Below are 20,163 nucleotides of genomic sequence, written 5' to 3'. Positions count from 1 at the left end.
TAAAAAGAACATGTCTGCTAAAAAACGTGGCTTAGGCCGAGGACTCGATGCTTTATTAAGTTCGTCAAAGCCTGCACCGAGTATCGACAAAGAACAACTCAATACGAGTGAGCAGGATGTTATTGTTCAGCCAACCAGTAGTGAGTTGCAAAAGCTACCCATTGAATTCTTACATTCAGGTAAATATCAGCCACGTAAAGACATGTCAGAAGAAGCGCTCGAAGAACTAGCCAGTTCAATTCGCTCGCAAGGCATTATTCAACCTATCGTAGTGCGTCCGGTTGCAAAGGACAGCTATGAAATTATCGCCGGTGAACGTCGCTGGCGCGCTGCACAAATAGCCAAGCTTGATGTAGTGCCATGTATAATTAAAGACGTACCTGATGAAGCGGCTGTGGCTATCGCACTGATTGAGAATATTCAGCGCGAAGATTTAAATGCAATGGAAGAAGCGGTTGCGTTACATTGTTTATTAACTGAATTTGAACTAACTCATCAACAAGTAGCAGATGCAGTTGGCAAATCTCGCACTACCGTTACCAACTTATTACGACTAAATAATCTTAATGATGATGTTAAAATTTTGTTGGAACATGGTGACATTGAAATGGGCCATGCACGCTGTCTTTTAGCCTTAGAAGGTGAAGCGCAATCTGACGCTGCCCGACTGGCTGTTGCTAAAGCCCTCACAGTGCGTGAAACGGAAAAACTAGTACGTTCAATTTTAGAGCCTGCTCCTAAAAAGGAAATTGTAGAAAAAGATCCAGATGTCAAACAGTTAGAACAGCAATTGGCTGATAACTTAGGGGCTAAAGTAGAAATTAACTACAACAAAAAAGGCAAAGGGAATTTGGTTATTTCGTACACTAATTTAGAAGAGTTAGACGGAATTTTAAGCCGTATAAACGCTGAGAATTTCGAGCATTAATAAATATCATGTCCAAAAAGAGACATTCGTCGTAAATTTGCACCACAATACACCGACTCAAGTTGCAAAACTGGCAGGAATCAGTATAATTTCGCCAGTTTTCATGCCCTGACAAATAGAACGCCAATAAGGTTAACTAAACGTGACAAATAAGTTAGCAGCGCCTTATCGATTGGCTGCGTTAAAATTAATCTATTTGCAAGGCTGTGTAGCTGTAGTTGCTGCCATAATCGTATTTTTAGGTTGGGGAGTAAGTGCCGGTCTCTCAGCATTAGCTGGAGGCGCTGTAGCCGTACTTCCTCACTGTGTATTTGCCATCTATGCATTCAGATATATGGGTGCAAGCAGAGCAGATCAAGCGTATGCCTCGTTAAAACGTGGTAACGGACTAAAATTTATGCTGACAATCATTTTGTTTGCGCTAGTACTAAAGCATTTTCCGGTAATTTTATTACCTTTCTTTAGTAGTTATGTACTGGCGTTATTTACTGGATTGTTTGCACCCGTTTTTTTTAAACATTAACTTTTGGGATATAACATGGCTGAAGAAGTGACTATATCAAGCCATATCCAGCATCACTTAACCAATGCTAAGATGTGCTCGACCGATACAGGTCTAGCCTTCAATAAAGCATGTGCGGACAGTGGTTTCTGGACATGGCATATAGATACCCTCGCATGGTCTATCGGACTAGGTCTAATATTTTTATGGATCTTCCGTAGTGCCGCTAAAAAATCAACAATTGGTGTACCAGGAAAATTTCAATGTTTTATTGAAATGATCGTTGAGTTCGTTGGTGACAACGTACGCGATACCTTTCATGGTAAGAGCAAGCTTATTGCACCATTAGCATTAACAATATTCGTTTGGATATTCTTAATGAACTTAATGGATTTAATACCAGTTGACTTCTTACCTGCATTTGCCGGCTTCGTTGGCGAAAACGCATTTGGTATGGATTCTCATGATGTATACATGAAAATCGTACCGACAACTGACATCAACTTAACCGCTGCTTTAGCGTTAGGCGTGTTTATTCTGATGATCGGTTACTCAATTAAAATCAAGGGCATTACCGGCTTTATTGCTGAGCTTACACTTCATCCGTTTAGCTCAAACAATAAGATTGCAATGATTTTCTTAATCCCTTGTAACTTATTACTAGAACTAATTGCACTGGTGTCTAAGCCTTTCTCGTTAGCACTGCGTTTGTTCGGTAACTTATATGCTGGTGAGTTGATATTCATCTTGATCGGCGCAGTTGGTTTAATGCAACTACCGTTGCACTTTGTTTGGGCTGTTTTCCACATCTTAGTAATCGTGTTACAAGCATTCGTATTTATGATGCTAACGGTTGTTTATCTAAGTATGGCAAGTTCAGACAATCACTAATTTATAGCTTTACAAATTTACTTTTAACTTTAATTTACAATTGAAACTTTGGAGAAAAAAATGGAACTAGTATTAGGTCTTAAGTATATCGCAGTTGCTTTACTTATCGGTTTTGGTGCTATCGGTACTGCAATCGGCTTCGGTAACATGGGTGGTAAATTCCTTGAAGCATGTGCGCGTCAACCTGAGCTTGCACCTTCACTACAAGTTAAGATGTTCATCCTTGCTGGTCTAATCGATGCTGTTGCAATGATCGGTGTTGGTATCGCGATGGTAATCTTGTTCGTACTTTAATTTTATTTTTTGAACAGCTTACTATTTAAGGAGGAGCGGTCGTGAACTTAAACGCCACTCTTATCGGTGAACTAATTGCATTTACGGTGTTCGTACTTTTTTGTATGAAATTCGTATGGCCACCACTAAACGGTGCAATTGAAGCTCGCCAGAAGAAAATCGAAGATGGTTTAGCTGCCTCTGATAGAGCCGAAAAAGACTTAGAACTTGCGCAAAAGAAAGCTGCTGAACAGCTTAAAGATGCAAAAGCTCAAGCGGCTGATATCATTGATCAAGCTAAAAAGCGTGCCGTGCTAATTGTTGACGAAGAAACAGTTCGTGGTCAGCAAGAGCGTGAAAAAATTATTGCTCAAGGGCATTCTGAAATCGAATCAGAGCGCAACCGCGTAACAGAAGAACTACGTAAACAAGTAGCTACTCTGGCAGTGGTTGGTGCTGAACGTATTTTAGAGCGCGAAATCAATCAAGCCGCACATAGTGACATCGTTGAAAAACTTGTCGCTGAGCTGTAATTAGGAGGGTATGAGCATGTCTGAATTGACTACTATCGCTCGCCCATACGCTAAAGCGGCTTTTGAACTTGCCGTTGAAAAAGGCACCATTGAAAGCTGGAACGATATGTTGTTCTTTGCTGGCCAAGTAGCCAGCAACGAACAAGCATCAAGCGTTTTAGCTGGTATGCCTACTGCTAAAGCACAAGCTGAGTTATTTATTAAAATTTGTGCTGAGCAGCTCAACGAACAAGGTCAGAACCTAGTTAAGGTGATGGCTGAAAATGGACGTTTGATAGCCCTACCTGCAGTTGCAGAGTTATTTGCTAAGTTTAAAGCAGAATACGATAAAGAAATCGAAGTAGACGTGATTTCGGCAACTCCTCTTGCTGCTGCGCAGCAGGAAACATTGGTAGCGGCACTTGAAAAACGTTTCGCACGCAAAGTTAAGCTGAATTGTAGTGAAGACGCAGCAGTGGTTGGTGGGCTTATCATTAAGTCTGGTGACACTGTAATCGACGGCTCAATACGCGGTAAATTAAACCGCTTAGCCACAACACTACAATCGTAATTGGGAAAAAGAGCATGCAACTTAATTCCACTGAAATTTCAGATCTGATCAAACAACGTATTGAGCAGTTCGAAGTTGTAAGTGAAGCTCGTAACGAAGGTACTATCGTATCTGTTACAGACGGTATCATCCGCATTCACGGTCTAGCTGACTGTATGCAAGGTGAAATGATTGAGCTTCCTGGCAACCGTTATGCTATCGCACTAAACCTTGAGCGTGACTCAATTGGTGCAGTAGTAATGGGTCCATACGCTGACCTTACTGAAGGCGTAAAAGTTTATACAACTGGTCGTATCCTAGAGGTTCCTGTTGGTGCTGGTCTACTTGGTCGTGTTGTAAACACACTAGGTGCACCTATCGATGGTAAAGGCGCTTTAGATAACGACGGTTTTGAACCTGTAGAAAAAATTGCACCAGGTGTAATCGAGCGTAAATCAGTAGATGAGCCAGTACAAACTGGTTATAAATCTATCGACGCTATGATCCCAGTTGGTCGTGGTCAACGTGAACTTGTTATCGGTGACCGTCAAACAGGTAAAACTGCACTAGCAATCGATGCAATCATCAACCAGAAAAACACAGGCGTTAAGTGTGTGTATGTTGCGGTTGGTCAAAAAGCCTCTACTATTGCTAACGTAGTACGTAAATTAGAAGAGCACGGTGCACTTGCAAATACAATCGTAGTTGTTGCATCTGCTTCTGAGTCTGCGGCACTTCAGTACTTAGCTCCGTTCTCGGGCTGTACTATGGGTGAATACTTCCGTGACCGTGGTGAAAACGCATTAATCGTATATGATGATTTATCTAAGCAAGCTGTTGCTTATCGTCAAATCTCATTGCTACTTAAGCGTCCACCAGGTCGTGAAGCATACCCAGGTGACGTATTCTATCTTCACTCTCGTCTTCTTGAGCGTGCATCGCGTGTAAACGCTGAGTACGTTGAAAAGTTCACCAATGGTGAAGTGAAAGGTAAAACAGGTTCATTGACGGCATTGCCAATCATTGAAACTCAAGGCGGCGACGTTTCTGCGTTCGTACCGACTAACGTTATCTCTATCACCGATGGTCAGATCTTCTTAGAAACTGACTTATTCAACTCAGGTATCCGTCCGGCAGTAAATGCTGGTATCTCGGTATCGCGTGTTGGTGGTGCTGCACAAACTAAAATCGTTAAGAAACTAGGTGGCGGTATCCGTCTAGCCCTAGCTCAGTACCGTGAATTAGCTGCGTTCTCGCAGTTCGCGTCTGACCTTGATGATGCAACACGTGCTCAACTTGAGCATGGTGAGCGTGTAACAGAGCTAATGAAGCAGAAACAGTACGCGCCAATGTCTGTTGCTGAAATGTCTTTGTCGTTATTTGCAGCTGAGAAAGGTTATCTGAAAGATATCGAAATCCCTAAAATCATGGATTTTGAAGCAGCTTTACTTTCTTATGCAAACAGCACATACGCAGAGCTTGTGGCTCAAATCAATGAAACTGGTAACTACAACGCCGAGATCGAAGCGCAACTTAAAGAACTTCTAGAGAAGTTCAAGTCTACGCAAACTTGGTAATTTAGTTATTAATGGTGCGCTTTAGTTTGCTAAAGCACACCTTGATTCGGAGAGAGAGTCATGGCCAGCGGAAAAGAGATTAAAAGCAAGATCGGCAGTATTAAAAATACTCAAAAGATCACCAGCGCAATGGAAATGGTTGCTGCGTCTAAAATGAAAAAGGCGCAAGAACGAGTGGCTTCAAGCCGTCCATACGCTGACAAATTACGTAAAGTGATTGGTCGTGTTGCTCAAGCAAATCTTGATTTTACTCACCCGTTCTTAGAAGAACGTGAAGTAAAACGAGTTGGTTATATTGTTATCTCTACTGACCGTGGTCTGTGTGGCGGTTTAAACTCTAACGAGTTTAAAAAAGTTGCACTAGATGTTAAAGCGTGGAAAGAAAAAGGTGTAAACGCTGAGTTTGCAACTTTGGGCAGCAAAGCTGCTGGTTTCTTCCAACGTTTTGGTGGTCAACTACTCGCTAAAAAAGCGGGTTTAGGAGATAAACCTTCAGTACAAGACATTATTGGTCCTGTAAAAATAATGCTAGATGCATTCTCTGAAGGCAAAATTGACCGTTTATTCTTGGTATATAACAACTTCGTTAATACCATGAAGCAAGAGCCAATGATAGATCAGTTACTCCCTTTGCCAAAAGCTGAAAAAGAAGTATCTGCTTACACATGGGATTACTTATATGAACCAAACCCAGAGGCTATTTTAGAGTCTTTGTTAGTGCGTTTCATTGAGTCTCAAGTATACCAAGGTGTAGTTGAAAACGCTGCCTCTGAACAGGCCGCCCGTATGGTTGCAATGAAAGCTGCAACTGATAACGCTGGCGACCTTATGGATGAGTTACAGCTTGTTTATAACAAGGCCCGTCAAGCGGCAATCACACAAGAAATTAGTGAGATTGTTTCTGGCTCAGCCGCAGTTTAATGCTTCTGGCAAAGATTAACGAGAGGAATAGACATGAGTTTAGGTAAGGTCGTCCAAATTATCGGTGCCGTTGTGGATATTGAGTTTTCACAAGACAACGTGCCAGCCGTATATGACGCGCTAAAAGTAACAGATGGCGATTTAGCTGGTTTGACTCTAGAAGTTCAACAACAGCTAGGTGGCGGTGTGGTACGTACTATCGCACTAGGTACTACAGACGGTTTACGTCGTGGTGCATTAGTATCAAACACAGGTGAAGCGATTCAAGTTCCAGTTGGTAAAGCAACACTTGGTCGTATCATGAACGTACTTGGTGAGCCAATCGATGAAGCTGGCCCAATCGGCGAAGAAGACCGTATGTCTATTCACCGTGCAGCGCCTACTTACGAAGAGCAATCAAGTTCAGTAGAACTTTTAGAAACTGGTATCAAGGTAATCGACCTTGTATGTCCATTTGCTAAAGGTGGTAAAGTTGGTTTATTCGGTGGTGCCGGTGTTGGTAAAACCGTAAACATGATGGAACTTATCCGTAACATCGCAATCGAGCACAGCGGCTACTCAGTATTCGCAGGTGTTGGTGAGCGTACTCGTGAGGGTAACGATTTCTACCATGAAATGAACGATTCAAACGTACTTGATAAAGTATCGCTTGTATACGGTCAGATGAACGAGCCTCCAGGTAACCGTTTACGCGTAGCGTTAACTGGTCTTACTATGGCTGAAAAGTTCCGTGACGAAGGTCGCGATGTACTTTTCTTCGTAGATAACATCTACCGTTACACGCTTGCTGGTACAGAAGTATCTGCACTACTTGGTCGTATGCCATCAGCGGTAGGTTACCAACCTACACTAGCTGAAGAAATGGGTGTACTACAAGAGCGTATCGCTTCAACGAAGACTGGTTCAATTACTTCAATCCAAGCGGTATACGTACCTGCGGATGATTTAACGGATCCATCTCCAGCAACTACCTTTGCTCACTTAGATGCAACAGTAGTACTTTCACGTGATATCGCATCACTTGGTATCTACCCAGCGGTAGACCCACTTGATTCATCTTCACGTCAACTTGATCCATTAGTAATTGGTCAAGAGCACTACGATACAGCACGTGGCGTTCAAACAGTTCTTCAGCGTTATAAAGAACTTAAAGACATCATTGCAATCCTAGGTATGGACGAGCTTTCTGACGAAGATAAGCAACTTGTATCTCGTGCACGTAAAATCCAACGTTTCCTATCTCAGCCATTCTTCGTGGCAGAGGTATTCACAGGAGCGCCGGGTAAATACGTGTCACTTAAAGACACAATTGCTGGCTTCAAAGGCATCTTAAATGGTGAATTTGATGATATGCCAGAGCAAGCGTTCTACATGGTTGGCTCTATCGAAGAAGCTCAAGAAAAAGCCAAAAGCATGTAATTAGGAGGGTAGTATGGCAGCTATGACTGTACATCTTGACGTAGTAAGCGCTGAGCAGAGTTTATTTTCTGGTTTAGTTGAATCTATTCAAGTAAGTGGTAGTGAAGGTGAACTAGGTGTTAATGCTGGTCACGCTCCACTACTAACTGCCCTTAAACCTGGTATGGTACGTTTAGTTAAGCAATTTGGTGAAGAAGAATTCATCTATATTGCTGGCGGTACACTAGAAGTTCAACCGAACATAGTGACCGTACTTGCAGATACTGCAATTCGTGGTGAAGACCTTGATGAGCAAGCTGCAGAACAAGCTAAACGTGACGCTGAAGCCCAAATGGCTAAAGGCGGTTCTGCTGAGTTTGATTATAATCAAGCAGCAATGCAACTAGCTGAAGCAATCGCTCAGCTACGCGTTATTCAGCAATTACGTAAAAAGTAAGCCTATCCGGTTTTTAAAAAGCCCACTTTATGTGGGCTTTTTTGTGTTTGTTTTATGAGTACCGTAAAAATTATTAATATGATTACGTTGTCATTTTTTGATTAACCCTACGTAAATTGATTTAATTTACTTTAAGAGGTATTTAGCCTTGTTTTTACTTATATCCTTCACCAATCCTCGTTACAATAGTCACAAATAAAGCGAAGAATGATTTCAGCTTAGATTCAGTGGCTACTGCTAGATTGCTGCTGAGTAAGTGCACATGATGTGACTTGCGTAATCTTGGTTGAATTTATACACGTTTACTCATTTCAATAAAACAAAGAAAGAAGGATATTGTTTTAATGTCTCTGACTACAGTGATTCTTGCTGCGGGTAAAGGTACTCGCATGCGTTCAGCTCTACCTAAGGTATTGCATAAAGTTGCCGGTAAACCTATGGTGCAACATGTTATCGATAATGCTAAAGCACTCGGTGCTATATCGACGAACTTAGTTTTTGGTCATGGCGGTGAACTATTACAACAACAACTTGCTGACAACGATGTAAACTGGGTACTTCAAGCTGAGCAGCTTGGTACTGGCCATGCAGTGGCACAAGCAAACCCACATATCAATGATGAAGACACTGTATTGGTTTTATACGGTGATGTACCACTGACAAAGCAATCAACCCTTGAGCGTTTACTCGCTGCCACACCTAAAAATGGCTTAGCCGTGCTTACTGTTAATTTAGCAAACCCAAATGGTTACGGCCGTATGTTACGTGTTGATGGCAAGCTGGTCGGTATTGTTGAGCAAAAAGATGCCAGCGCAGAGCAGTTACTCATTAACGAAGTAAACACTGGCATCATGGCTGTAAATGGTAAATTACTCAAAAGCTGGTTAGGCAACTTATCTAACGAAAACGCACAAGGTGAGTATTACTTAACAGACATCGTTGCTATGGCGCACAGCGAAGGCGTTGAAATTAGCTCTGCACAACCAGATCACCCAATGGAAGTTGAGGGCGCAAATAACCGCGTACAACTTGCAGGCCTTGAGCGTGCTTATCAAGCATGGCAAGCAGAAGAATTAATGTTAAACGGTGCAACACTGGCTGATCCTGCTCGCATTGATGTACGCGGCGAAGTGACAACCGGTGAAGATGTACTAATTGATGTAAACGTTATTTTTGAAGGTAAAGTTACCCTTGGTAATAACGTTGAAGTGGGCCCTAACTGTGTACTTAAAAATTGTACTATTGGTGATAACGTAATTATTAAAGCCAATACCTTAATTGAGGATGCTAGCGTAGCCGATAAGTGTACGTTAGGCCCTTATGCTCGCCTGCGCCCAGGTGCGATTATGGAAGAAGACTCGCACATTGGTAATTTTGTTGAGATGAAAAAAACCCGTTTAGGCAAAGGCTCTAAAGCAAATCATCTTTCTTACTTAGGCGATGCGGAAATTGGTGAAAAAGTTAATATTGGTGCCGGTACTATCACTTGTAACTACGATGGCGTGAATAAGTCTAAAACCATCATAGGTGATAATGCCTTTATAGGTTCTAACTCATCACTGGTTGCCCCTGTGAATATTGGTGCAACAGCCACCGTTGGTGCAGGTTCTGTGATCACTAGCACCGTTGAAGATGAACAACTTGCCATCGCACGTTCCAAACAGCGCAACTTAACTGGTTGGAAACGGCCTGTTAAAAAGTAAGCGCAGTAGTGTTTACCTAAAATAGAAAAGCGAGTTTATACTCGCTTTTTGCTTTTTATTTAGTTGCAGCATGCTAATTAACCTGAACTCTGGATAATAAATCTATCTCCAGCGGCTACTTTTAACGCTAACTGCGTTGAATTTACTTGCAATAGGCTAGCTATTGACGCGTAAATTCGCCTTGTTATCACTAAAAGTCTCCGGCTGGAGACTGAGAAATATATTTGTTATTTAATATCAATACATAAGTACATCTCTTAACCAGAGTTCAGGTTAATTAACTCCTGTTGCATCCGTTGAACTTTAAGTTGCTGAGGCTGTTTTGGGCAATTAGCGCACTTTGCAACATTACCTATTTGATAATGCAAACAACATGTTTTCCTTGTGAGTGCTAATGAATCAGAGCAAGTAGAAAGCCTAATAAACTCTCCCGCCTCTGAGATCTCGAGAGCTTGCAACCAGTGTGCAGCCATTTCTTGAATATTAAACTGCGGCTTTCGCTGTGCATGAATTAGTAATATTGCCAATAGTGTGTCAGCCAATAAGAACATGGCCAAACGCTCATTAAGCCGCGCAACGAGGTTTAAATCTGTGAGTAACTTAACAACATAGCATTTCAAGTGGGCAGCCATATTTGTTATTGCCTGTTGCTGGCTGTGATGGTGCTGCGCTTTTATAGTGGGTAGTTGCAACCCTGCGATAACGCCTTGTTGGTAGTGTTGTTGCATAGGCTGTAAAGAAAAACTCATAGTGAGTTCATGTACACTGATGACCGCTAAATAGAGCGGTTGCCAATACAGCATACCCCAACTTTTTATTGCCCAATAGCTACGCCCAGCAGCGGGGTATTGCTGTTGCCAATACTGGTGTAACCTTGCAACCAGCAATGAACTCGATTGTATATCGAGCCAATCTGTTGCTTTTTCTGGTACTTTTAAAGCACTGTGGTAGCCCTTAGCAAGCTTTAACAGCTTACTAAGGGCGAGTTGTTCACCGTTCATAACGAGTTTAAATACTTAAAATGAGGCATTTAAACTAAGCTCAACACTGCGCTCAGCGCCCATCCAACAGCCATTTATATCAAAACAAGCACCCACATAACGTTTGTCTGTTAAGTTACTCACGGCTAAACCGATTTTATAGCTGTCGTTAAAGCGATAGCTAGCAGCAGCATCAAACAAGGTATAACCTGGTACTGTATCGGAATTTAAGGCATCTAGCTGGCTTTCACCGACATAACGTACACCACCGTTAAATTCTAGCGCGTCGCTAAAGAAGTAATTTAACCACATTGAGGCTTGTTGTTCTGCTACCCAAATAGGTGTTTTACCTTCCAATGCCGGGTTTTGTGGGTTATCTATTACCTCAACATCCATATCCGTTAGATTTACAGTAACATCAAGCGTGTCGGTGAGTTGCTGATAAACACTGATCTCAAAACCCTTAGATTGCACTTCACCATTTTGAGTGTACTGCATAAAGTCAGGAGTATTGACCACTACATCTTGTTTGCGTAAATCAAAGAATGCTGCGGTTACTTTAGTGCTTGAATCATTATTGTGATATTTCACCCCCGCTTCAATTTGTTCTGCGGTAGTTGGTTTGAATGCTTGGCCAGTTAACGTATCGACTCCAGACGTTGGTTCAAATGACTCAGAGTAACTTGCATAAGGAGCAAGGTTATTGTCAAAGGTATAGATCGCCGCCATACGGAAAGTGGTATCGCTTTGATCGATCTCTTGATTGCTGGTGGCGCCACTTATTAAAGTGTCAGTTAAGCTATAGTAATTATCATGGCGCAGCCCAGCGATGACAGTAAGCGCATCGATTTTTATTTCATCTTGCAAATAAAAACCGCGTTGTGATTGCTCTAAACGACTAAATTGACGATAAGTATCTAAAGCCGCGGTGGTATCGTCATTAAACTGAGTGTGATCAGGGTTTGATAAATCAAGTGTTGGCGTATTTGCGCCAAAAGTATCGGCATAATCAAATGTTGAATCAAGGGTTTGGTATTCAAAACCAAATAATAGCTGGTGCTTCGTATTCGCTAAACCAAATTGCATAGCGAGTTGGTTATCAACTACAAAGCCTTCAGCGTCCTCAATGGTTTTATACGCAGTACGCGTTAATATTTTATCTGCGTCCGCTAAACCGAAGTCATAACTATTTTGCTGCGTGGCATCGGCATTGGTATAGCGAAAGTTTTGTAAAAACGACATTGAATCTGAAAATTCATGATTTAATTTATACCCGATCATAGTGACTTCTCGGGCAAACTCGGCCCAGTTTTCATCACCTGCATACGCATCAGCGGCTAATTTACCGTAACTGGCTTCGTACAGCGTGCCTTTTGCAGGTAAGGGTGTTGATGGCACCATTTTCGGATCGTCTTGATAATATAAATTAAGATTTAAGCTTGTTTGTTCACTGATCTCAAAGGTTATTGAGGGCGCAATGGTGAGCTGTTCTTCTTCAGTGGTTTGCTGTTGACCATCACGACTACGAGCAAGTGCAATAAAGCGATAATTCACACCATCGGTAATAGCGCCTGTGCTATCTACAGCTAGCTCCGCCAAATTATTAGTACCAATTCGGGCTCTAAAGTTATGCTCAGAAAGAGCTTGTGGGGTTTTAGCCGTTTGGTTAACCATACCGCCCGGAGGTGCAGAGCCATATAAAACAGAAGCCGGGCCTTTTAAAATTTCGACACTTTGTGTCGCATACGCATCGACTTGTGGCGCTAAGTTATAAACTAGGTTGTATTGCAGTGGTAAACCATCGTAAAAATTACGGTAACTTTCAAAACCACGAATCGTATATTGATCAAAAATAGTCACGGTGGCGCGATTTTCAGGCGTGATCCCTGATACATAGCGCAGTGCTTCATTCACTGTATCTACTTGGCGTAACTCTAGTAATTTACTGTCGTATACTTCAAAGCTCATAGGCGATTCAATCGGCGTTAAGCTCGATTTAGTGCCTGTTGAACGATAGCTCTTGCCGTACACGGCTATATTTTCTATGTCATCGTCTATCGCTACTTCTGCAGCCACACCATTGTTGCTGAATATGCATAATGAAATGGCTGATAGCCCAAACATTGATTTTTTTAACACAATCACTCCTTAATTTTTACGTTATTTAAACATTGACACTGAATCGGAAACGCGATTAGTATACATTCTCATTTAGATTTATCAATTGTTTTCAACTAAAGGTGATCGTGCTCATGGTTCAGTTAAATGTGTTGCTCGCAGATGCACAGCAACAAGCTTCTAATCACGAAGCTAACTCAATGCTTAATTCAATGTTTAATAAAGAAAATCTAGATAAGTTTAAAATAGGTGTCGATCAAGTCGTACAATTGTTGGCGCAAACTATCGGTGAGCAAAAAAAGCCATTTAGCGGGGTTTTTCCTCACGAGCTGGCCAAACAATTTGCTGATATTGATCTAAATCAGCCGCTATTTGATATACAAGAAGCGCTTACTGAGGTGACTCAGTTGTATCTCAAAGATGCTGTTTATTTCAATAATCCACGTTACCTCGCTCACTTAAATTGTCCTATTGTTTATCAAAGCATTCTTGCAGAATTAATGGCTACAGCGATAAATACAGCCGTTGAAACCTGGGATCAAAGTGGTGGCGCGACCTTCATCGAGCAAAGCATTGTCGATTGGACGTTATCAAAACTGAACCTTGGTGAGCTCTCAGATGGCGTGTTTACCAGTGGTGGTACGCAATCTAACTTAATGGCTATGTTGCTCGCACGTGACTTTCAATGTCAGCAACACAGCGGACATATAAATAAACAGCAAGGGCTACCACAGGACTTTAAACGGTTAAAAATTTTCACCTCAGAAGTTAGTCATTTTAGTATTCAAAAAGCGGCAGCTATTTTAGGAATTGGCTACGATAGCGTGGTAAGTGTACCGTGTGATGAGTATTTTAGAATGGATGTTAACGCGTTGAGTCAGGCCATTGAGCAATGCCAGCAACAGGGTGATATTGTTATGGCCATAGTTGCTACTGCGGGCACAACCGATTTTGGCAGTATTGATCCGTTAGCGCAAATAGCCCTTATTGCTGAGCAAACCGGCGCTTGGTTTCATGTTGATGCGGCCTATGGTGGCGGTTTATTAATAACACCTAATAACAACCATAAGTTAGCGGGGATCGCATATGCGGATTCAGTGACGATTGATTACCATAAATCATTTTTTCAACCGGTAAGTTGCAGTGCATTTTTTGTTAAAGATAAACAGCACCTGTCGGTTGTCACTTATCATGCTGAATATTTAAATCCACTGAGCCAGCAGCAAGCAGGCACGCCAGACCTATGCAATAAGAGCATCCAAACCACACGACGTTTTGATGCATTAAAGTTATGGTTTTCATTGCGTACAGTTGGGGCAAAAAATCTTGGCTTAGCATTTGAGCAAGTGATGCATTTAGCACGACAGGCTTATCTATTATTAGCCTCTGAAGCGCATATTGAAATTATTCATCAGCCACAGTTAAGTACCTTGGTATTTCGCTTTATTGGTGATGGCGGTAGCAGCAACCCAGATTTGGACGACGTAAATAAATTCATTCGTAAGCAGTTGTCCCGCCAAGGCGATGCTTTAATAGCCGCAACTAAGGTGGCAGATAAGCAATACTTAAAATTCACCTTACTAAACTGTGCAACGACTATCAGTGATATTCAGCATGTTGTTCGGCTTATAAAGCAATATGGGTATCAATATCTAGCGAGTGATTTAGCCAATGAGTCAACTTCTTTAAGTATTAAACTGGAGGAAGTTAGTTATGGATAAGCCTATTTATGATGTGATTGGTATTGGCCTTGGGCCATTTAATTTAAGCCTTGCCTGTTTAACTGCACCGCTTGAAGGAGTAAGTAGCCTCTTTTTAGATAAAAATGCAGAGTTTAATTGGCATCCAGGCATGATGCTTCCAGAGGTCAGCTTACAAACGCCGTTTATGTCTGATTTGGTAACGCTTGCCGATCCTACTAGCCCTTATAGTTTTTTAAATTACATAAAGCAGCAAGGTAGATTGTATTCTTTTTATATTAGAGAAAACTTTTTCTTACTACGCCAAGAATATAATCAGTATTGTCAATGGGCTACTCAGCAGTTGCCTAATCTACGTTTTAATTCAGAGGTTCAGCATGTTGAGTACAGCCAAGATAGGGATATCTATATAGTACAAACATGCGATCAAGTTTATTTGGCCAAACACTTAGTATTAGGTACTGGCCCTGTGCCTCGCCACCCACAGTGTGCGCAGGAGTTTATACAGCAAGAGGGAATTATTCATTCCAGTCATTACCTTGCGAATAAAAGCCAATTACAGCAGCAGCAATCGATTAGTATTATTGGTAGCGGGCAAAGTGCCGCTGAAATCTTTTATGATTTGCTGCAAGACATCGATCAACATAATTATCAGCTTAATTGGCTTACTCGCTCTTCGCGGTTTTACCCACTTGAATACACTAAGCTAACACTAGAAATGACCTCGCCAGAGTATGTTGATTATTTTTATCAATTACCCGAGCAAAAACGCCAGCAGTTAAATCGTCGCCAGCATAATCTTTACAAGGGGATTAATAGCGACCTGATCAACAATATTTTTGATTTACTGTATAGCAAACGGCTGACGGCTAAATTGCCTGTTAGCCTACACACAAATTCTGCGCTTATCGATATGACGCACCACAGCCATGTACGAGGTTATGAGCTGAATTTAGAGCAAACCGAGCAACAGCAATGTTATTCAATAAACACGCAAAGCATTATTTTTGCCACGGGTTATCAGCCTTATCAGCCAAGCTTTCTAGCTGGAGTTAGCCATTGTATTGATAGTGATGCCGACGGTCTGTATCAAGTAGGTCGTAATTACTCTATTGATAAACAGCATCAACGTATTTTTGTACAAAACGCCGAACAGCATACCCATGGTTTTGTTACACCCGATTTAGGCATGGCGTGTTATCGAAACTCTTGCATTATTCGCGCGATCACCGGACATGAGCATTACCCGATTGAACGCAAAATTGCTTTTCAGGAATTTGCTGCACCTAACTCTGAGTTTTGCGATGAAATAAAGCAGTTTCGCGCATGAGTAAGCAATTTAAAATCTTGTTGATTGCGATAACGGTATTTGCAGTGATCAGTGATTCAATGTTGCTACCGTTTTATCCTACATTTTTTCGTACTGTGTTTGCTATCAACGATCCTGCTTATGTGGGTACTTATCTTGCTGCTAGCTGTTTTGTAGTCATGGTGTGCTTCCCTATTTGGGCTTTCATTAGCAAATATATTCATGTGTTACCACTGTTGGTATACAGTCAAATCGCGGCGGGTATATTCAGCTTAAGTAGTTTTTTTGCAAACGACTTAAGTTGGTTTTGGTTTACCTCAATGGCAATGTTTGCTTTTAAAGCGAGTTACTTATTAGTTTATCCATACTTAATGAGCTTAGAAGAAAAAACCAAACACGTTACAACTATTGCAACGCTCAGTGTGGTGGTGCACTTTGGCGCCATACTTGGCGCACTTGCTGGTGGTGTGGTGTTATCAGCATTGCCAGCTAAGGCGGCATTTTTAATTATGGCATTGAGTGATTTTACTCAGGTCTTAGTGTGCGCTTATCTTATCAAGTTAGCACCGAGTAAACAGCAGCCTGAGCCTGTAGTCGCATCGGCTATGTCATCAACTCGCTGGCCTATTTATCAGCTTGGCATTGTTATGCTGTGCTTTTACTTCAGTGCTTTTTTGATCAGACCTTTTTTTGCTGCGTATTGGCAAAGTATGAGCGATAACGCAAATATCGTTCTCGCGAGTATGGTGTTTTCTATCCCAGCTTTTATGGCATTGCTTGCGCTTTGCTTTGATCAGTGGCGACAAAAGAAAAATACCAGACCCATTAACTTATTAATTGTCTTTATATTGATCATCACCGGTGTTGCATTACAAGCAAGTCCAGCCTATTTGGTGGTGATTGCTGGGCGTTGTCTGTTTGGTTTATCACTATTTATCATCATTGTGCGTCTTGATCTGCTGCTTTACCAAGTGAGTACGCCAGACAAATATGCCCAAGACTTTAGCAAAGTCAGCTTTTGCCAAAGTTTAGGTGTGCTATTGGCCTCTTACTTTGCTGGTGTACTGGTGAAATATTATGGCCTAGTGATGCCGTTTTGGATTGCCGCTGCAGGGCTTACTCTATCTGCTCTGTGCTTATGGTTACTAAGTAAGCAAACTAAACGCCATGTCTGTTCAGCCTATCAAGGCACAACATCGAGGGCTCAATAATGTCTAATTCACCCCCCGTTTTTTGTCAGCAATTTACTAATATAGCCATGCTTAGTTTAAGGCCATTTAACCTAGCGCAAGACTTAGCATTGATCCATCAGTGGGTTACTCAATCTCATGCCCAGTTTTGGGGGATGCAAGAGTTCACTATTGCTCAGTTACAGCAAGAGTATCAAAGCTTGTTAGCGCGCAGCGATATTTATATCGGCTACGCAAACAATAGCGCGTGTTTTTTAGTTGAGTTATATGAACCTCAATTAGATGAAATAGGTAATCATTACCCCGTCAAAGCAGGTGATATTGGCATGCACATTCTGATTGCGCAAAGCAATAACAAGGTGCATGGCTTTACTTGGTCGGTGTTTCAACTGGTGATGAATTACATTTTTGCTAATGACAAAAATCAGCGCGTTATTGTTGAACCCGATATTCGCAATAACAAAATCCATTCTTTAAATACTAAAGCCGGTTTTCGTTATCAATCAGCGGTGAAGTTAACGCATAAAACCGCTCATCTCGCATTTTGTACTCGTGATGACTTCTATCACGCATTAAATAAGGATAATACTACTATGAAGCACATTCCCTTGAGCCCAGAACAAGCAGTCAGTCATTTAACGCCAAAGCTATGGCGACATGTAAATAGGTTACATGTTCGCAAAGCCTTAAGTGAGTTTGCCCATGAGCGATTAATAAAACCACAATTGACCAATGAAGATGCAGATTGGCAATATTTTGAGCTAAGTACAGATAAACAAAACATCGTTTATCGATTTAAAGCCAAGTTGGGTAGTTTGAATCACTGGCATATAGCAGCAGACTCAATCGAGAAACAAATCGATAACCAAGTGGCCGAGCTTGATTCAATCGCCTTTATTTGTGAGTTACAACATAGTTTAGGTATCAGCCAAGCTATGTTGCCCACTTATTTAGAAGAAATAGCCAGTACATTATATGGCAGTGCTTATAAGCATCAGCTGCCAGCATTGACTGCTGAGCAACTCACCAGCGCTGATTTTCAGCAAGTAGAGAGTGCGATGACAGAAGGTCACCCTTGCTTTATCGCAAATAATGGTCGGATCGGTTTTGATTGCAATGATTATCGTCAATATGCCCCTGAGACGGGCGCGCACTTACAGTTGATTTGGCTAGGGGCGCATAAAGATAGAGTGGTATTTTCGACCACAGATGATTTAGATTATCAAACACTCATAACGCAAGAACTATCACAGCACACCATAGAGTCATTTAAACAAAAGCTATTAGCGCGTGAAGTGAATAGTGATGATTACTTCTTTTTCCCCGTTCACCCTTGGCAGTGGTTTAATAAACTCGCGTCGTTATTCTCTAACGATATTGCTGATCAACATTTGGTCTGCTTAGGATACAGTGAAGATGAATATCAACCGCAGCAGTCTATTCGTACTTTTTTCAATAAAACACATCCTCATAAACGTTATGTTAAGACCGCACTGTCAATTTTGAATATGGGATTCATGCGTGGTTTATCACCTTATTATATGAGTTCAACACCGGCTATTAATGATTGGGTGGCGCAGGTTGTATCACAAGATCCATATTTAGCTGACTCAGGATTTACGATACTGCGAGAGGTGGCTGCTATTGGTTATTATAATCACGCTTTAGAGGCCGCAACCGATCAATACAGTCCATATCGAAAAATGCTCTCTGCACTGTGGCGTGAAAGCCCAATGCCTAACTTAAAGAGCAACCAACGCTTAATGACCATGGCGTCGCTGCTGCATATCGATAATCAAGGACATGCACTTCTACCTGCTTTAATTAAATCTGCGCAGATTGATACCCATACTTGGATTGCTAAATATTTAAAATCATACTTAGATCCACTCCTTCATTGTTTTTACTCCCATGACTTAGTCTTTATGCCTCATGGTGAAAACTTGATTCTATTACTTGAGGACAATATTCCAGTCAAAGCAATCATGAAAGATATTGCCGAAGAAATAGCTATCTTAAATAAAGATTTAGTACTAGCAGATAATATTCAACGTTTAACAGTCGATGTGCCCGATGAATTAAAGGTGCTGTCAATTTTTACTGATGTGTTCGATTGTTTCTTTAGGTTCGTGGCCGATATCCTTGACCAGCAAAACGACTATTCAGAACGAGACTTTTGGCAACAAGTTGCAGAGTGTGTAATTAGTTACCAGCAATCTCACCCAGAGTTAAAAGAGAAGTTTACTAAGTACGACCTATTTAGTGCTGATTTTACCCTGTCGTGTTTAAACCGATTGCAGTTAAGTAATAATCAGCAAATGATAGACTTAGCAGATCCGGCAAAAAACCTAAAGTTTGTAGGAAAACTAATCAATCCAATAGCCGAATTTAATCCCGTTAGAAAAGACAACTCAGTGACTGTTTAATTATTACGGTTTAGCTATGAGCTGGAACGAATCTGTATCCACAGCTTAGTGACTCTCATAGCTGAAAATTTAACCGAAAATAGGCCTGTACGGCCTTGTTTGTATGCCTTTTGAACAAATTTTTAATTAATTTAATAAAACTGAAATAAAGCGTTGACGGCCTCAAGAATATCCCTATAATGCGCATCCACTGACCCGGCAGGCAGCAATGAAAAGCGCTGAACAAACGGTAAGTAAGTCGAGTAAAACTTAGCTTTGAAATCTTTTATTAAGAAACTAAAAATTAAGTGTTGACAAAAAAATAGGAAGGCGTATGATTCGCTTCCCTTGAGTCGCTAAGGCAATTCAAACGTTCTTTAACAATATAAAGCAATCATCTGTGTGGGCACTCGTACAGATTGAGTTCTAACAGCAGATTCTAGTTCGCTAGATGACGCAAACAAATTTAGAGTCTCAATTGAACTGAGTGACCAACAGCAATAACTTACTTAAGTTTTACTTAAGAAAAGAATTGCAGCACAGTCAATTCGTTTTTGGTAACAAAAACAAATAATTCAGAATTCATTGAGCAGGTTCTTCATTCTTTATTGGGTGAGAACAGAAAAAACTTTTAATTGAAGAGTTTGATCATGGCTCAGATTGAACGCTGGCGGCAGGCCTAACACATGCAAGTCGAGCGGTAACAGAGAGTAGCTTGCTACTTTGCTGACGAGCGGCGGACGGGTGAG

Annotated in this window: 17 protein-coding genes and 1 rRNA gene; 16 read left to right on the top strand and 2 right to left on the bottom strand. The window is 41.3% G+C overall.

Features of this window, described 5'->3' with window-relative positions; translation table 11 throughout:
* Window positions 1–10: 10 nt before the first annotated feature.
* From A7968_RS19650 to glmU, 11 genes are all read left to right on the top strand, one after another.
* Window positions 11–928 carry a ParB/RepB/Spo0J family partition protein gene (locus A7968_RS19650; protein WP_064668242.1) on the top strand — a complete coding sequence of 306 codons (918 nt, stop codon included), beginning with the start codon at window positions 11–13 and terminating at the stop codon, window positions 926–928.
* A gap of 142 nt (window positions 929–1,070) precedes the next feature.
* Window positions 1,071–1,451, top strand: coding sequence for an ATP synthase subunit I (locus A7968_RS19645; protein ID WP_064668241.1), 381 nt, complete (start codon window positions 1,071–1,073; stop codon window positions 1,449–1,451).
* 15 nt (window positions 1,452–1,466) lie between these two features.
* On the top strand, window positions 1,467–2,321 hold the full coding sequence (gene atpB / locus A7968_RS19640) for a F0F1 ATP synthase subunit A (protein ID WP_064668240.1): 855 nt from the start codon (window positions 1,467–1,469) through the stop codon (window positions 2,319–2,321).
* Between the two features lie 60 nt (window positions 2,322–2,381).
* Complete coding sequence (gene atpE, locus A7968_RS19635; protein ID WP_004588071.1) at window positions 2,382–2,615, top strand: F0F1 ATP synthase subunit C; 234 nt, start codon at window positions 2,382–2,384, stop codon at window positions 2,613–2,615.
* A 41-nt stretch (window positions 2,616–2,656) separates the two neighbouring features.
* Window positions 2,657–3,127, top strand: a complete 471-nt coding sequence (gene atpF / locus A7968_RS19630; protein ID WP_016710497.1) for a F0F1 ATP synthase subunit B — start codon at window positions 2,657–2,659, stop codon at window positions 3,125–3,127.
* Window positions 3,128–3,143: 16 nt separating this feature from the next.
* Window positions 3,144–3,677 carry a F0F1 ATP synthase subunit delta gene (gene atpH, locus A7968_RS19625; protein WP_064668239.1) on the top strand — a complete coding sequence of 178 codons (534 nt, stop codon included), beginning with the start codon at window positions 3,144–3,146 and terminating at the stop codon, window positions 3,675–3,677.
* Window positions 3,678–3,691: 14 nt separating this feature from the next.
* Window positions 3,692–5,233, top strand: a complete 1,542-nt coding sequence (gene atpA, locus A7968_RS19620) for a F0F1 ATP synthase subunit alpha (RefSeq protein WP_064668238.1) — start codon at window positions 3,692–3,694, stop codon at window positions 5,231–5,233.
* Between the two features lie 60 nt (window positions 5,234–5,293).
* A complete protein-coding gene (gene atpG, locus A7968_RS19615; RefSeq protein ID WP_064668237.1) occupies window positions 5,294–6,154 on the top strand; it encodes a F0F1 ATP synthase subunit gamma in 861 nt (286 codons plus the stop codon).
* Between the two features lie 33 nt (window positions 6,155–6,187).
* On the top strand, window positions 6,188–7,573 hold the full coding sequence (gene atpD, locus A7968_RS19610; RefSeq protein WP_064668236.1) for a F0F1 ATP synthase subunit beta: 1,386 nt from the start codon (window positions 6,188–6,190) through the stop codon (window positions 7,571–7,573).
* A 13-nt stretch (window positions 7,574–7,586) separates the two neighbouring features.
* The gene (locus A7968_RS19605) at window positions 7,587–8,009 is read left to right on the top strand and encodes a F0F1 ATP synthase subunit epsilon (RefSeq protein ID WP_064668235.1); all 423 of its coding nucleotides are present in this window, start codon (window positions 7,587–7,589) and stop codon (window positions 8,007–8,009) included.
* Window positions 8,010–8,353: 344 nt separating this feature from the next.
* Window positions 8,354–9,712, top strand: a complete 1,359-nt coding sequence (gene glmU / locus A7968_RS19600) for a bifunctional UDP-N-acetylglucosamine diphosphorylase/glucosamine-1-phosphate N-acetyltransferase GlmU (RefSeq protein ID WP_064668234.1) — start codon at window positions 8,354–8,356, stop codon at window positions 9,710–9,712.
* A 257-nt stretch (window positions 9,713–9,969) separates the two neighbouring features.
* Here glmU and A7968_RS19595 read toward each other — a convergent pair whose 3' ends face one another.
* Window positions 9,970–10,713 carry a siderophore ferric iron reductase gene (locus A7968_RS19595; RefSeq protein ID WP_064668233.1) on the bottom strand — a complete coding sequence of 248 codons (744 nt, stop codon included), beginning with the start codon at window positions 10,711–10,713 and terminating at the stop codon, window positions 9,970–9,972.
* A 15-nt stretch (window positions 10,714–10,728) separates the two neighbouring features.
* Window positions 10,729–12,816, bottom strand: coding sequence for a TonB-dependent siderophore receptor (locus A7968_RS19590; protein ID WP_064668294.1), 2,088 nt, complete (start codon window positions 12,814–12,816; stop codon window positions 10,729–10,731).
* A 128-nt stretch (window positions 12,817–12,944) separates the two neighbouring features.
* Between A7968_RS19590 and A7968_RS19585 the strand changes: the two genes are divergently transcribed.
* The 5 genes from A7968_RS19585 to A7968_RS19565 form a co-directional block, all read left to right on the top strand.
* Window positions 12,945–14,531: a pyridoxal phosphate-dependent decarboxylase family protein gene (locus A7968_RS19585; protein ID WP_084448247.1), complete on the top strand. Its 1,587-nt coding sequence runs from the start codon at window positions 12,945–12,947 to the stop codon at window positions 14,529–14,531.
* Window positions 14,524–15,840, top strand: a complete 1,317-nt coding sequence (locus A7968_RS19580) for a lysine N(6)-hydroxylase/L-ornithine N(5)-oxygenase family protein (RefSeq protein WP_064668232.1) — start codon at window positions 14,524–14,526, stop codon at window positions 15,838–15,840. The genes A7968_RS19585 and A7968_RS19580 overlap by 8 nt, the downstream gene beginning before the upstream one ends.
* On the top strand, window positions 15,837–17,030 hold the full coding sequence (locus A7968_RS19575) for an MFS transporter (RefSeq protein WP_064668231.1): 1,194 nt from the start codon (window positions 15,837–15,839) through the stop codon (window positions 17,028–17,030). The genes A7968_RS19580 and A7968_RS19575 overlap by 4 nt, the downstream gene beginning before the upstream one ends.
* Entirely contained in the window at window positions 17,030–19,435 is a 2,406-nt protein-coding gene (locus A7968_RS19570; protein ID WP_064668230.1) for a GNAT family N-acetyltransferase, read from the top strand. The genes A7968_RS19575 and A7968_RS19570 overlap by 1 nt, the downstream gene beginning before the upstream one ends.
* Before the next feature lie 611 nt (window positions 19,436–20,046).
* A 16S ribosomal RNA gene (locus A7968_RS19565) occupies window positions 20,047–20,163 on the top strand; the annotation flags it as partial.

It is taken from the genome of Pseudoalteromonas prydzensis (assembly GCF_001661495.1).
Taxonomy (GTDB): domain Bacteria; phylum Pseudomonadota; class Gammaproteobacteria; order Enterobacterales; family Alteromonadaceae; genus Pseudoalteromonas; species Pseudoalteromonas prydzensis.
The sequence above is the reverse complement of the archived record's forward strand: the minus strand, read 5'-3'. Positions and strand labels throughout refer to the sequence as shown.

Excerpts from the sequence above, each read along its gene's own strand:
- A7968_RS19585 (WP_084448247.1), top strand. The coding sequence starts at position 12,945 with ATGGTTCAGTTAAATGTGTTGCTCGCAGATGCACAGCAACAAGCTTCT.
- A7968_RS19590 (WP_064668294.1), bottom strand. The coding sequence starts at position 12,816 with ATGTTTGGGCTATCAGCCATTTCATTATGCATATTCAGCAACAATGGT.
- atpD (WP_064668236.1), top strand. The coding sequence starts at position 6,188 with ATGAGTTTAGGTAAGGTCGTCCAAATTATCGGTGCCGTTGTGGATATT.
- glmU (WP_064668234.1), top strand. The coding sequence starts at position 8,354 with ATGTCTCTGACTACAGTGATTCTTGCTGCGGGTAAAGGTACTCGCATG.
- A7968_RS19595 (WP_064668233.1), bottom strand. The coding sequence starts at position 10,713 with ATGAACGGTGAACAACTCGCCCTTAGTAAGCTGTTAAAGCTTGCTAAG.
- A7968_RS19570 (WP_064668230.1), top strand. The coding sequence starts at position 17,030 with ATGTCTAATTCACCCCCCGTTTTTTGTCAGCAATTTACTAATATAGCC.
- atpA (WP_064668238.1), top strand. The coding sequence starts at position 3,692 with ATGCAACTTAATTCCACTGAAATTTCAGATCTGATCAAACAACGTATT.
- A7968_RS19650 (WP_064668242.1), top strand. The coding sequence starts at position 11 with ATGTCTGCTAAAAAACGTGGCTTAGGCCGAGGACTCGATGCTTTATTA.
- A7968_RS19575 (WP_064668231.1), top strand. The coding sequence starts at position 15,837 with ATGAGTAAGCAATTTAAAATCTTGTTGATTGCGATAACGGTATTTGCA.
- atpG (WP_064668237.1), top strand. The coding sequence starts at position 5,294 with ATGGCCAGCGGAAAAGAGATTAAAAGCAAGATCGGCAGTATTAAAAAT.
- atpH (WP_064668239.1), top strand. The coding sequence starts at position 3,144 with ATGTCTGAATTGACTACTATCGCTCGCCCATACGCTAAAGCGGCTTTT.
- A7968_RS19580 (WP_064668232.1), top strand. The coding sequence starts at position 14,524 with ATGGATAAGCCTATTTATGATGTGATTGGTATTGGCCTTGGGCCATTT.
- atpE (WP_004588071.1), top strand. The coding sequence starts at position 2,382 with ATGGAACTAGTATTAGGTCTTAAGTATATCGCAGTTGCTTTACTTATC.
- atpB (WP_064668240.1), top strand. The coding sequence starts at position 1,467 with ATGGCTGAAGAAGTGACTATATCAAGCCATATCCAGCATCACTTAACC.
- A7968_RS19605 (WP_064668235.1), top strand. The coding sequence starts at position 7,587 with ATGGCAGCTATGACTGTACATCTTGACGTAGTAAGCGCTGAGCAGAGT.